Origin of the sequence: Cupriavidus plantarum (assembly GCF_905397285.1) — a bacterium.
Classification (GTDB): domain Bacteria; phylum Pseudomonadota; class Gammaproteobacteria; order Burkholderiales; family Burkholderiaceae; genus Cupriavidus; species Cupriavidus plantarum.
Map to the genome: position 1 here is coordinate 30,927 of NZ_CAJPUX010000003.1, position 12,838 is coordinate 43,764.

At 66.9% G+C, this 12,838-nt stretch carries 11 protein-coding genes; all 11 read left to right on the top strand.

The window, feature by feature from the left end:
- The first annotated feature begins 1 nt into the window (after position 1).
- The 11 genes from murD (at position 2) to KHP16_RS14860 (ending at position 12,812) form a co-directional block, all read left to right on the top strand.
- Entirely contained in the window at positions 2-1,513 is a 1,512-nt protein-coding gene (gene murD, locus KHP16_RS14810) for a UDP-N-acetylmuramoyl-L-alanine--D-glutamate ligase (protein WP_115952816.1), read from the top strand.
- A complete protein-coding gene (gene ftsW, locus KHP16_RS14815) occupies positions 1,510-2,751 on the top strand; it encodes a putative lipid II flippase FtsW (RefSeq protein ID WP_109580036.1) in 1,242 nt (413 codons plus the stop codon). The genes murD and ftsW overlap by 4 nt, the downstream gene beginning before the upstream one ends.
- A complete protein-coding gene (gene murG, locus KHP16_RS14820; protein ID WP_109580037.1) occupies positions 2,748-3,815 on the top strand; it encodes an undecaprenyldiphospho-muramoylpentapeptide beta-N-acetylglucosaminyltransferase in 1,068 nt (355 codons plus the stop codon). The genes ftsW and murG overlap by 4 nt, the downstream gene beginning before the upstream one ends.
- Before the next feature lie 13 nt (positions 3,816-3,828).
- Positions 3,829-5,250 (top strand): UDP-N-acetylmuramate--L-alanine ligase, encoded by a 1,422-nt coding sequence (gene murC, locus KHP16_RS14825; protein WP_211960599.1) that lies wholly within the window; start codon positions 3,829-3,831, stop codon positions 5,248-5,250.
- Positions 5,247-6,230, top strand: a complete 984-nt coding sequence (locus tag KHP16_RS14830) for a D-alanine--D-alanine ligase (RefSeq protein ID WP_211960600.1) — start codon at positions 5,247-5,249, stop codon at positions 6,228-6,230. The genes murC and KHP16_RS14830 overlap by 4 nt, the downstream gene beginning before the upstream one ends.
- A gap of 29 nt (positions 6,231-6,259) precedes the next feature.
- Positions 6,260-7,126 (top strand): cell division protein FtsQ/DivIB, encoded by an 867-nt coding sequence (locus tag KHP16_RS14835; protein ID WP_109580040.1) that lies wholly within the window; start codon positions 6,260-6,262, stop codon positions 7,124-7,126.
- Positions 7,123-8,355 carry a cell division protein FtsA gene (gene ftsA / locus KHP16_RS14840; RefSeq protein ID WP_017227546.1) on the top strand — a complete coding sequence of 411 codons (1,233 nt, stop codon included), beginning with the start codon at positions 7,123-7,125 and terminating at the stop codon, positions 8,353-8,355. The genes KHP16_RS14835 and ftsA overlap by 4 nt, the downstream gene beginning before the upstream one ends.
- A 126-nt stretch (positions 8,356-8,481) precedes the next feature.
- Positions 8,482-9,672, top strand: a complete 1,191-nt coding sequence (ftsZ, locus tag KHP16_RS14845; protein ID WP_109580041.1) for a cell division protein FtsZ — start codon at positions 8,482-8,484, stop codon at positions 9,670-9,672.
- Positions 9,673-10,088: 416 nt separating this feature from the next.
- Positions 10,089-10,595, top strand: coding sequence for a peroxiredoxin (locus tag KHP16_RS14850; RefSeq protein WP_109580042.1), 507 nt, complete (start codon positions 10,089-10,091; stop codon positions 10,593-10,595).
- Between the two features lie 185 nt (positions 10,596-10,780).
- Positions 10,781-11,698, top strand: a complete 918-nt coding sequence (lpxC, locus tag KHP16_RS14855; protein WP_211960601.1) for a UDP-3-O-acyl-N-acetylglucosamine deacetylase — start codon at positions 10,781-10,783, stop codon at positions 11,696-11,698.
- 235 nt (positions 11,699-11,933) lie between these two features.
- Entirely contained in the window at positions 11,934-12,812 is an 879-nt protein-coding gene (locus tag KHP16_RS14860; RefSeq protein ID WP_211960602.1) for an alpha/beta fold hydrolase, read from the top strand.
- The last annotated feature ends 26 nt before the right edge of the window (positions 12,813-12,838 follow it).

Sequence of the window (12,838 nt, forward strand, 5' to 3'; positions counted from 1 at the left end):
AGTGTTTGGCGCGTTGCAGAAACCTCATGTGCTGGTATTGGGCCTCGGCGAGTCGGGGCTGGCCATGGCACGCTGGTGCGGCCGGAACGGCTGCCGCGTGCGCGTGGCCGACACGCGAGAGGCGCCTGCCAACCTGACCGCGCTGCAGGCCGAGGTGTCGAACGCCGCGTTTGCGGGAGGCGCCTTCACCGACGCCCTGCTGGAAGACGTGACGCTCGTGGCGATCAGCCCGGGCCTGTCGCCGAACGAGCCGGCCACGCGCGCGCTGCTCGACGCGGCGCAGGCACGCGGCATCCCGGTCTGGGGCGAGATCGAACTGTTCGCGCAGGCGCTCGGCTATCTGGAGGGCGTGTCCGGCTACGCGCCGCGCGTGCTGGCGATCACCGGTACGAACGGCAAGACCACCACCACCGCGCTGGCGGGGCGGCTTGTCGAACGCGCGGGCAAGACCGTCGCGGTGGCGGGCAATATCAGCCCATCCGCGCTGGACAAGCTGTCGGCGTGCATCGACAGCGCCACGCTGCCCGACGTCTGGGTGCTGGAGCTGTCGAGCTTCCAGCTCGAATACACGTTCTCGCTGGCCCCGCATGCGGCCACGGTGCTGAACGTCACGCAGGATCACCTCGACTGGCACGGCACGATGGAAGCGTATGCGGCCGCCAAGGCGCGCATCTTCGGGCCGGCCGAAAAGGGCTGCGTGCAGGTGCTGAACCGCAACGACCGCCTGACGATGGACATGGCGCGCAAGGGCGCGACACCCGTGACCTTCGGCACGGACCTGCCCGAACACGCCGGCAGCTATGGCGTGTTGCGAGAAGGCGGCATGCCGTGGATCGTGCTGGCTGAGCCCGATAGCGAGGCCGATGGCGAGCAGAAACCGCGCCGCCGCAGGCAGGCGGAGGCCGTCGAGGAAGCGGTGCCCGTGCGCCATAAGCGCCTGATGCCGGCGGACGCGCTGCATATCCGCGGGCTGCACAACGCGACGAACGCGATGGCCGCGCTCGCCCTGTGCCGCGCGATCGACCTGCCGATGTCGGCGCTATTGCATGGCCTGCGCGAATACCGCGGCGAGCCGCACCGCGTGGAGTGGGTAGCGACGATCGACGAGGTCGAGTACTTCGACGACAGCAAGGGCACCAATGTCGGTGCGACGGTGGCGGCGCTCAACGGGCTGGACAAGCGCGTCGTGCTGATCGCGGGTGGCGAAGGCAAGGGCCAGGATTTCTCGCCGCTGGCGGCGCCGGTTGCGCAGTACGCGCGCGCGGTGGTGCTCATCGGCAAGGACGCGGGCGAATTGCGCGCGGCGCTGGAGGCCACCGGCGCGAACCTCGTGGACGCGGCATCGCTCGAGGCGGCCGTGATCCAGTCGGCCGGGCTTGCTCACGCCGGTGACGTGGTGCTGCTGTCGCCGGCCTGCGCGAGTCTCGACATGTTCCGCAATTACGTGCATCGCGCCGAGGTGTTCCGCGGCGCGGTGGAAGAACTGGCACTGTCCCGGGGGATCCTGCCATGAGCGACACACAGGTCAAGCGCAGCGGTTTCATCGGCGCCACCATCGGCAACGCGTGGGGTGGCCTGCGCGATGCCGTCTCGGGGGTCAAGCCGACGCGTTCCCGCATGATGGAGTACGACCAGCCCCTGCTGTGGGTGTCGATCGTGCTGCTGGCGTTCGGCCTGGTAATGGTCTATTCGGCATCGATCGCGCTGCCCGACTCGCCGCGCTACGCCAACTATCGCGAGAGCCATTTCCTCGTGCGCCATGCGTTCGCGCTGCTCATCGGCCTTTCCGCGGCGCTCGTCGCGTTCCAGATTCCCGTCAAGGTGTGGGATCGCTACGCGCCCAAGCTGTTCGTGATCGCGCTGCTGCTGCTGATCGTGGTCCTCGTGCCGTTCGTCGGCAAGGGCGTGAACGGCGCGCGGCGCTGGATTCCGCTCGGTGTGATGAACTTCCAGCCATCCGAGCTCATGAAGCTCGCGGTGGTGCTGTACGCGGCCAACTACACGGTCCGCAAGCAGGAGTGGATGCAGACGGTGTCGAAGGGCTTCCTGCCGATGGGCGTGGCGGTGGTGGTGGTGGGTCTGCTGCTGCTGCTTGAGCCGGACATGGGCGCGTTCCTCGTGATCGCGGCCGTCGCTATGGGCATCCTGTTCCTCGGCGGCATCAACGGCAAGCTGTTTGCCGGCCTCGTCGGCGTGGCGGTGGGCGCGTTCGCGCTGCTGATCACCGCTTCGCCCTGGCGGCGCGAGCGGATCTTCGCGTACCTGAATCCATGGGAAGAAAGCAACGCGCTGGGCAAGGCGTACCAGCTCACGCACTCGTTGATCGCGTTCGGGCGCGGCGAATGGACCGGCGTTGGGCTGGGCGGCAGCATCGAGAAGCTGCACTACCTGCCTGAAGCGCACACCGACTTCATCCTCGCCGTAATCGGCGAGGAATTCGGCTTCATCGGCGTGCTCGTGATGATCGTGCTGTTCTACTGGCTCGTGCGCCGCGCGTTCGGCATCGGCCGCACCGCGCTCCAGCTCGACCGCACGTTCGCGGGCCTTGTCGCCAAGGGCATCGGCGTGTGGATCGGCTGGCAGACCTTCATCAACATGGGCGTGAACCTCGGGCTGTTGCCGACGAAGGGGCTGACGCTGCCGCTGGTCAGCTATGGCGGGTCCGGCATCCTGATGAACTGCATCGCGCTGGCGATCCTTCTTCGCATTGATTATGAGAACCGGGTGTTGATGCGCGGAGGAAAGGTATGACGGATCGCACGCTGCTCGTGATGGCTGGCGGCACCGGGGGGCATGTGTTCCCGGGGCTGGCGGTCGCGCGTGCGTTGCGCGAGGAAGGTTGGCGCGTGGTCTGGCTCGGCAATCGCACGGGCATGGAAGCGACGCTGGTGCCGAAGTACGACATCCCGATGGAGTTCATTCAGTTCGGCGGTCTGCGCGGCAAGGGTCTTGTGACCAAGCTGCTGTTGCCGCTGAACCTGCTGCGCGCGTTCGCGCAGAGCATCGGCGCGCTGCGGCGCGTGCGGCCGGACGTAGTGCTCGGCATGGGGGGCTACATCACCTTCCCGGCCGGGATGATGGCCTCGCTGCTCGGCCGTCCGCTCGTGCTGCACGAGCAGAACTCCGTGGCGGGCCTCGCGAACAAGGTGCTGGCGAAAGTCGCGGACCGCGTGCTGTGCGCGTTCCCGGACGCGCTGCCGAACAGCGAATGGACGGGCAACCCCGTCCGCGAGGAGGTCGCGCATCTGGCGACGCCCGAGCAGCGCTACGACGATCGCACCGGTCCGCTGCGCGTGCTGGTCGTGGGCGGCAGCCTGGGCGCGGCCGCGCTGAACGACGTGGTCCCGAAAGCCATCGCGCTGCTGCCCGAGGCGGCACGCCCCGTGGTCCGGCATCAGGCGGGCGCGAAGCAGATCGACCAGCTGCGCGCCAACTACGCCGCGGCGGGCGTGCAGGGCGAGTGTCTGCCGTTCATCGACGACATGGCCGCGGCGTATGCCGAGGCCGATCTGGTCATCTGCCGCGCGGGCGCGATGACGGTATCGGAAGTGGCGGCCGCCGGTGTGGCGGCACTGTTCGTACCGTTTCCGCACGCGGTGGACGACCATCAGACCACCAACGGCGCCTTCCTGTCGAAACAGGGCGCGGCGCTGCTGGTGCCACAACATGAACTGACCGCGCAGGGGCTGGCACAGACGCTGGCCAACCTGTCGCGGCCGCAATTGAAAGACATGGCGCGCCTTGCGCGCGGCCTGGCCAAACCGGAGGCAACCCGGCGCGTCGCCGAGATTTGCCGCCAGATGGCGGGTGCATGACAGAACGGAATCGATGAAGCATATCGTCAAGAACATCCACTTCGTAGGAATCGGCGGCGCCGGCATGAGCGGCATCGCGGAGGTCCTGTTGAACCTGGGCTACAAGGTCTCGGGTTCTGACGTGGGCAGCAACGCGGCCACCAAGCGCCTGGCTTCGCTCGGCGCGCGCGTGGCCCATGGGCACGACGCCGCGAACGTGGAGGGCGCCAACGCGGTGGTCGTGTCGACCGCCGTCACGAACGACAACCCCGAGGTGCTGGCCGCGCGCGCGCGCCGCATCCCGGTGGTGCCGCGCGCGGTCATGCTGGCCGAACTGATGCGCCTGAAGCAGGGCGTGGCGATCGCCGGCACGCACGGCAAGACCACGACCACGAGCCTCGTGGCCTCCGTGCTGGCCGAGGGCGGACTCGATCCGACCTTCGTGATCGGCGGCCGCCTGAACTCGGCGGGCGCCAACGCGCGGCTGGGCACGGGCGACTTCATCGTGGCCGAGGCCGACGAATCGGACGCGTCGTTCCTGAACCTGTTCCCGGTGATGGAAGTCATCACGAACATCGACGCGGACCACATGGACACCTATGGGCACGACTTCGCGCGGCTCAAGCAGGCGTTCATCGAGTTCACGCAGCGCCTGCCGTTCTACGGCATCGCCGTGCTGTGCGTCGATGATCCAAACGTGCGCGAGATCCTGCCGTTCGTGTCGAAGCCCGTCGTGCGCTACGGCTTTGCCGAGGATGCGCAGGTGCGCGCGGTGAACCCGCGTGCCGTCGATGGCCAGATGCACTTCACGGTTCTGCGCCAGCTCAACGGCCATACGGAGCCGCCGCTCGACGTGGTGCTGAACCTGCCGGGCCTGCACAACATCCAGAACGCGCTGGCGGCGATCGCGATCGCCAGTGAGCTCGAGGTACCCGACGCGGCCATCGTCAAGGCACTGCGCGAGTTCCACGGCGTGGGCCGTCGCTTCCAGCGCTACGGCGAGGTCGCGACGCCCGACGGCGCGGGCACCTTCACGCTCGTCGACGACTACGGTCACCACCCGGTGGAAATGGCCGCGACGCTAGCCGCGGCACGCGGCGCGTTCCCGGACCGCCGGCTGGTGCTGGCCTTCCAGCCGCACCGCTTTACCCGCACGCGCGACTGCTTCGAGGACTTCGTCAAGGTGCTGGGCACGGTGGATGCGCTGCTGCTGGCCGAGGTCTACGCGGCCGGCGAGCAGCCGATCGTCGCGGCCGATGGCCGTGCGCTGACGCGCGCGCTGCGCGTGGCCAACAAGGTGGAGCCCGTGTTCGTGGAGCAGATGGACGAGATGGCGCAGGCGATCCTGACCGCGGTCCGCCCCGGCGACGTGGTCGTGACAATGGGCGCCGGCTCGATCGGCGGCATTCCGGGACAACTGGTGTCCCATCGGCAACAGGCAGGAGGCCAGGCATGAGCTTCGTCGCCCATCCCAACATCGACCCGGCATCGCTGGGCAAGGTCGGCGTGCTGTTCGGCGGCCGTTCGGCAGAGCGCGAGATTTCCCTGCTGTCCGGCAACGGCGTGCTGGCCGCGCTTCAGGCGAGGGGCGTGGATGCCCATGGCTTCGATCCGGCCCTGCGCCCGCTGACGGACCTCGTCGCCGAGAAATTCGACCGCGTCTTTATCGCGCTGCATGGCCGCTACGGCGAAGACGGCACGATGCAGGGGCTGCTCGAGCAGTTCGGCATTCCCTATACGGGTAGCGGCGTGCTCGCGTCCGCGCTCGCGATGGACAAGCAGGCGACCAAGCGCCTCTGGATCACGCACAACCTGCCGACGCCGCGCTTCGCAATGCTACGCGCGGATACCGATTTCGCCGCAGTGGTGGCGGATCTCGGCCTGCCGCTGATCGTCAAGCCCGCGCGCGAAGGCTCGTCGATCGGCCTGACCAAGGTCACCGCCGCGGACCAGATGCGGGCCGCTTACGAGAAGGCAGCCTCGCTGGACCTGGACGTCATTGCCGAGTCGTTCATCGACGGCGACGAGCTCACCTGCCCCGTGGTAGGGGAGGGCGCCACCGCGGAAGCGCTGCCGGTCATCAAGATTGTCGCGCCCGAGTCGAACTACGACTATCAAAATAAATACTTCACTGACGCTACCCAATACTTGTGCCCGTCGGGCCTGCCTCCCGAGGTGGAAGCCGAGGTGCGCAAGCTCGTGGTCGACGCGTTCCGCGTGCTCGGCTGCCGCGGATGGGCGCGTGCCGACGTCATGCTCACGCGCACCGGCAAGCCTTACCTGCTCGAAATGAATACCTCGCCCGGCATGACCGGCCATTCGCTCGTGCCGATGTCGGCGCGCGCGGCCGGCATCAGCTACGAGGACTTCGTGCTGCAGGTGGTTGCCCAGGCCACGCTGGAGCTGCATCCGAACGAACACTGGAAACCAGAGTAACTCAAGTCACGCGAATCCGAACGAACGATATGTGGCATAACGCACGCCTGCTCAACATCATCGCCTCCGCGCTCTATGCGCTGGTGGCGCTGATGGCGCTCGCGGCCGGCCTGTTGTGGCTGGCCCAGCGGCCGGTGTTCGCCATTACCCATGTCGATCTGTCCTCGATGGACGGCGCCGCGCTCCGTCACGTGAACGGGCCGAGCGTGCGCGCCAACGCGCTGGGCAAGCTGTCGGGCAACTTCTTCACGCTCGACCTCAATGCCGCGCGGCAGGTGTTCGAGTCGGTGCCGTGGGTACGGCGCGCGAGCGTGCGCCGCGAATGGCCGAACGGCCTCGCGGTGGAAGTGGAAGAGCACGAGGCGCTCGGCACGTGGGGCGGCGCGGACAGCGGGCGCCTGATCAACACGTATGGCGAGGTGTTCGTCGCGAATACCGCCGAGGCGGAAGAAGATGCCCAGCTGCTGGCGCTCGACGGGCCGCCGGACAGCGAGGGCGACGTGGTCGAGAAGCTCGAGGTCATGCGTGAGTGGTTCAAGCCGTTGAAGGCGGAGCCGCTCGCCGTCGCGTTGTCGTCGCGCTATGCGTGGCGCGCGCGGCTGTCCAACGGCATGGTCGTCGAACTCGGCCGAGAGCAGACCGACGAGGACCGGGCCGCGATGGAAGCCCGGGTCAAGCGGTTCGTCACCGCGTGGCCGCAGGTCACCGAGCAGTGGGGCCGGCAGATCGAGTACGCGGATCTGCGCTATCCCAACGGCTTTGCGATCCGCGCGGCCAGCGTGCGCTTCCTGACCGATGCGCAGGCGGCGGCAGCGGCGAAGGCCGCCGCGGCAGGTAACAGTCCCAACAACAATCCGACGCGACTCAAGAGCAAGAACGCGGAGAAAACTCGATGAGCAAGGAATACAAGGACCTTCTGGTTGGTCTGGACATCGGCACCTCGAAGGTGGCGGCGGTGGTCGCGGAACTGCGCCCCGACGGCAGCTACGAAGTGATCGGGATGGGCCAATCCGAGTCCAAGGGGCTGAAGAAGGGGGTTGTGGTCAATATCGAGGCCACCGTGCAGTCGATCCAGCGCGCGCTCGAGGAAGCGGAGCTGATGGCCGACTGCAAGATCTCGGAAGTCTTCACGGGCATCGCTGGCAGCCATATCCGCAGCTTCAACTCGAGCGGGATGGTGGCGATCAAGGACAAGGAAGTCACGCAGACCGACGTGGCGCGCGTGATCGAGACCGCCAAGGCGGTCAACATCCCGACCGATCAGCAGATCCTGCACATCCTTACGCAGGAATTCATCATCGACGGGCAGGAGGACGTGCGCGAGCCGATCGGCATGAGCGGCATCCGCCTCGAGGTGAAGGTGCATATCGTGACGGGCGCGGTCAGCGCGGCGCAGAACATCGTCAAGTGCGTGCGCCGCTGCGGCCTCGAAGTGCACGACCTCATCCTGCAGCCGCTCGCCTCGAGCCTCGCGGTGCTGACCGAGGACGAGAAGGAGCTCGGCGTGGTGCTCGTCGATATCGGCGGCGGCACGACGGACATCGCCATCTTCAGCGAAGGCGCGATCCGCCATACGGCGGTGATCCCCATCGCGGGCGACCAGATCACGAACGACATCGCGATGGCCCTGCGCACACCGACGCCCGATGCCGAGGACATCAAGATCCAGTACGGCATCGCCAAGCAGGCGATCGCCGATCCGGAAGACATGATCGAAGTGCCCGGCGTGGGCGATCGCGGCACGCGCACGCTGTCGCGCCAGGCACTGGCCGCGGTGATCGAACCGCGTATCGAAGAGCTGTACTCGCTCGTGCACCAGGTGGTGCGCGAGTCGGGCTACGAAGAACTGCTGTCGTCGGGCGTGGTCATCACGGGCGGTACCGCGATGATGCCCGGCATGGTGGAACTGGGCGAGGACATCTTCCTGAAACCCGTGCGCGTGGGCGTGCCCGAGTATCGCGGCAACCTGCACGAGGTGGTGAAGAGCCCGCGCTATTCCACGGTCATGGGCCTGCTGCTGGAAGGCCGTGTGCAACGGATGCGCGGCCGCAAGGTGGCCGTGCAGAGCGGTTCGGTGAAGCAGGTGTGGACACGCATGAAGGAATGGTTCGTCGGTAACTTCTGACCCACCTTTCCTGGACGCTTGTTTTTCGTTTTTTTTAACTCGTTATTTTTGTTTTTTTGTTCAGAAACCAAGGGTTGCGGCGGGGAGGCTGCAGCGTTTGGGGACTGATTCTTCTCGGAGGCAGTGATGGACTTTGACATGATCGAATCGGAGATGCAGGACGGCACCATCATCAAAGTGGTCGGCGTGGGTGGCGCGGGCGGTAACGCCGTGCAGCACATGATCAGCCGCGGCGTGCAGGGTGTGGAATTCATCTGCATGAACACCGACGCGCAGGCGCTGAAGCGTTCGACCGCTTCGCGCGTGCTGCAACTCGGCAATACGGGCCTGGGCGCTGGTGCCAAGCCGGAAGTCGGCCGCAACTGCGCCGAGCAGGCGCGGGAGCAGATCGCCGACGCGCTGCGCGGTGCGCACATGGTCTTCATCACTGCCGGCATGGGCGGCGGTACCGGTACGGGTGCGGCGCCGATCGTGGCGCAGGTGGCCAAGGACATGGGCATCCTGACGGTGGGCGTGGTCAGCAAGCCCTTCGAGTTCGAAGGCGCGCGCCGCGCGAAGGTCGCCGAGCACGGCTCGAGCGAGCTGGAGTCGTCGGTGGACTCGCTGATCGTTGTGCTCAACGAGAAGCTGTTCGAAGTGATGGGCGACGACGCCGAGATGGACAAGTGCTTCCAGTGCGCGGACGACGTGCTGCACAACGCCGTGGCCGGCATCGCCGAGATCATCAATGTCGATGGTCTGGTGAACGTCGACTTCGAAGACGTGAAGACGGTGATGGGCGAGCAGGGCAAGGCCATGATGGGCACGGCCACCGTGTCCGGCGTGGACCGCGCGCGCCTGGCCGCCGAGCAGGCCGTGGCCAGCCCGCTGCTGGAAGGCGTGGACCTGTCGGGCGCCCGTGGCGTGCTTGTGAACATCACGGCCAGCCGCTCGCTGAAGCTGTCGGAAACCAAGGAAGTCATGAACACCATCCGCAGCTACGCCGCGGAAGATGCGACCGTGATCTTCGGTACGGTGTACGACGACTCGATGAGCGACGCGCTGCGCGTGACCGTGGTGGCGACGGGGCTGGGCCGCTCGGCCAAGAAGCAGCAGCCGATGACGCTGCTGAAGACCGGTACCGACAATAATCCGGTGCAGATGATGGCCGGTATGGTGGCGGCGCCGACGCATGCCTCGCCGGACTACAGCGGTCTGGATACGCCGGCGGTGTGGCGTTCGTCGCGCGAATCCGCATCGGCCCACGTGGCCGCGCTGCAGGAGAAGGGCGTCGATACGTACGACATTCCCGCGTTCCTGCGCAAGCAGGCGGATTGAGTCCCTCCGGCGGTGCCGCGCCGCGGCCGCGCCAGACCGGACGAGCCGCGCCCCACGCGCGTGACATGAGCGCTCCCCATCCGCTCTTGCCACGCGGGGCCTGACTCGTCCCGACCCTGGCGGGCCGTCACGCGACGCCGCGCAGGAAAGCCTCCGCCCGCATCCCGTTGCCGGGTCAGGCGTGCCAGTGGCCGCCTCCCCGGACTGTTGCCCGCCCTGCCCGGCGGCGGGATGCCGTCGTCCGCCCTGCAGTCGGCCTGCGCTATCGAAATGCGCGGGTGGACTGCAGGGCGGACGGCATTTCGGAAAACGTGTTTCAATTGCCACCCGCATGGCCGCCCGCATGTCCATTCATTGGACCGGGGCCGGATCGGCCCCTATGATGCAGGCAGGCTTCAACCGAAAGGACACCCAGCATGATCGCCGTTGGAAACCGCGTGCCCGACGCCACGCTCTATGAATTCTTCGAGGTCGAGGCCGGTGGCTGCGCGCTCGGTCCCAATGCGTTTCCGGTGTCCGAACTGGTGAAGGGCCGCAAGGTGGTGGTGTTTGGCCTGCCCGGCGCCTTCACGCCGACCTGCTCGGCCAAGCATGTGCCCGGTTACGTGGCGCTGGCCGACGCGCTGCGCGCGGCCGGTGTAGACGAGATCTGGTGCCATTCGGTCAACGACGCCTTCGTGATGGGCGCGTGGGGCCGCGAGCAGCAGACCGGCGGCAAGGTCCGCATGATGGCCGACGGCGCCGCGGAATGGGCAAGGGCGCTCGGTCTCGATCAGGACCTCGGCGGCCGTGGCCTCGGCGTGCGCGCCAAGCGCTATGCCATGGTGATCGACGACGGTGTGGTGACCCACCTTGCCGTGGAAGCGCCGGGTGAGTTCAAGGTCAGCAGTGCCGAATCGGTCCTTGCAGCGTTGCGCGGCTGATACGGCTGCACCTTCACATTGTGATCTTTTCGCTATATATGACGGTTTTGCTAACACCCCGAAACAAAGTGGTGCAGCGCAATACACAGGGCGGTGGTAGTATGGCGTTATTGAAAAGAGACGCCCATAGCTTTAAGCAATAGTAGCGACGTAGCACAAGGCGAGGCGGAACCATTGAGGCGGTCATGCTCAAACAGCGCACTATCAAATCTCTCGTGAAGACGGTTGGCATCGGGTTGCACTCGGGCCGCAAGGTGACCCTGTCCCTGCGTCCCGCGCCCGCGGATGCCGGCATCGTCTTCACCCGCGTCGACCTGCCCGAGCCGGTCGAGATCCCCGTGGCCGCATCGGCCATCGGCGACACGCGTCTGGCATCCGTGCTGCAGAAGAACGGCGCGCGCGTCTCGACGGTCGAGCACCTGATGTCCGCCTGCGCGGGCCTCGGCATCGACAATCTCTACGTTGACGTGGACGCCGAGGAAATTCCGATCATGGACGGCAGTGCCGCATCCTTCGTGTTCCTGCTCCAGTCGGCAGGGATCGAGGAGCAATCGGCCGCCAAGCGTTTCATCCGCGTCAAGAAGGCGGTGGAAGTGCGCGAAGGCGACAAGCTCGCGCGCCTCGAGCCGTTCTTCGGCTTCAAGCTCGCGTTCACGATCGACTTCCGTCATCCGGCCGTGGACAAGACGGGCCAGACGTTCTCGATCGACTTCGCCGATACCAGCTATGTGCGCGAAATCGCGCGCGCCCGCACGTTCGGCTTCGCGCATGAAGTAGAAGCGCTGCGCGAGATGGGCCTGGCGCGTGGCGGCAGCCTCGACAATGCGATCGTGCTCGACGAGCACCGCATGCTGAACAACGAGGAACTGCGGTACGGCGACGAGTTTGTCCGTCACAAGATCCTCGACGCGATCGGCGACCTCTATGTCGTGGGCCATCCGCTGATCGGTTCCTATGTCGCGCACAAGTCGGGCCACGGCCTGAACAACCAGCTGCTGCGCGCGCTGCTCGCGGACCAGGAAGCGTACGAGATCGTGACGTTCGACAAGGTGGAGGACGCACCTGTGGCGTTCCTGCCGCAGATCCAGCCGGCCATCGCCTGAGTCCGATTCCGCGGGTTCCAGACGCCGGTTCCATCGTTAACGCGCTGAGAAAAGCCCTCGCTACGAGGGCTTTTTTTTTGCCCGGCCGTTCCCGCACGCGTTTGCCGCCCATACACGCCGACACAAACCGGCGATGCGAATCGCGCCAATGCGGGCGTTTGCGCGCGAAGCGCCGCGGGGCGCCTGTCACGCTAGGGTATTCGCGACGTATTTGCGACATATCACAGGACTCCGCATGCATGCCCACCTCCCCGACACCACGCTGTTCTATGACATCGACGGCGCGGAGTACGACCCCGGCAGCGGCGAACTGCTGCGCAAGCCCGTGCTCGTGGTGCTGCACGGCGGTCTCGGTTTCGACCACGCGTATCTGAAACCCGGCCTCGGCCCGCTGCGCGACCACGCGCAGCTGCTCTATGTGGATCTGCGAGGGCAGGGCCGGTCGGGCCGTCCGCCGCTCGAGACCTGCACGCTCGAGCAGATGGCGGACGACGTGGCGGCGCTGTGCGCGTCGCTGGGACTGCCGCACGTGCATGTGTTCGGGCATTCGGCCGGCGGCTTCGTTGCCTTGCATCTGGCATTGCGGCATCCCGCGCTGGTCGCCGGATTGATCCTGTGCGGCAGTTCGCCGACGGTGCGGCCGATCATCGAGGACGAGGCGGCCGAGCCCGCGCCGTCGCTGGCATCGCGGGCCGGTCCCGAGACGCTGGCGGTGGCCGGCCGCGTTTTCGGTGGCGACATCACCGAGGAGAGCGTGGACGACTTCTTCCGGGAGGTGGGGCCGTTCTATGCGGCGCCCGCGCACATGCATGTCCCGCCCCGGCTGACCGCCCTCAGCACCATGGATGTCGCGATGATGCGGCATTTCATGACGGCGATCGCGCCAGGCTACGACCTGCGGCCGCGTCTCGGCGGCATTGCGGCGCGTACGCTCGTGATTGTCGGAAGGGAAGACTGGGTATGTCCGCCGCGCGCGAGCCGGGCGCTGGCGCGCGGCATCCCGGGCGCGCGGCTCGTCGTGCTCGACGACGCGGGGCATTTCACGTTCTCGGAGACGCCGGCGGCGTTTCTCGATGCGGTCCTCGGGTTCCTGCCGCCCGCCGCTCCCGTGTAGGCGGACGAGGCGGACGAGGCGGACGA

Excerpts from the sequence above, each read along its gene's own strand:
- ftsZ (WP_109580041.1), top strand. The coding sequence starts at position 8,482 with ATGGACTTTGACATGATCGAATCGGAGATGCAGGACGGCACCATCATC.
- murC (WP_211960599.1), top strand. The coding sequence starts at position 3,829 with ATGAAGCATATCGTCAAGAACATCCACTTCGTAGGAATCGGCGGCGCC.
- KHP16_RS14850 (WP_109580042.1), top strand. The coding sequence starts at position 10,089 with ATGATCGCCGTTGGAAACCGCGTGCCCGACGCCACGCTCTATGAATTC.
- KHP16_RS14860 (WP_211960602.1), top strand. The coding sequence starts at position 11,934 with ATGCATGCCCACCTCCCCGACACCACGCTGTTCTATGACATCGACGGC.
- lpxC (WP_211960601.1), top strand. The coding sequence starts at position 10,781 with ATGCTCAAACAGCGCACTATCAAATCTCTCGTGAAGACGGTTGGCATC.
- murG (WP_109580037.1), top strand. The coding sequence starts at position 2,748 with ATGACGGATCGCACGCTGCTCGTGATGGCTGGCGGCACCGGGGGGCAT.
- KHP16_RS14835 (WP_109580040.1), top strand. The coding sequence starts at position 6,260 with ATGTGGCATAACGCACGCCTGCTCAACATCATCGCCTCCGCGCTCTAT.
- KHP16_RS14830 (WP_211960600.1), top strand. The coding sequence starts at position 5,247 with ATGAGCTTCGTCGCCCATCCCAACATCGACCCGGCATCGCTGGGCAAG.
- ftsW (WP_109580036.1), top strand. The coding sequence starts at position 1,510 with ATGAGCGACACACAGGTCAAGCGCAGCGGTTTCATCGGCGCCACCATC.
- ftsA (WP_017227546.1), top strand. The coding sequence starts at position 7,123 with ATGAGCAAGGAATACAAGGACCTTCTGGTTGGTCTGGACATCGGCACC.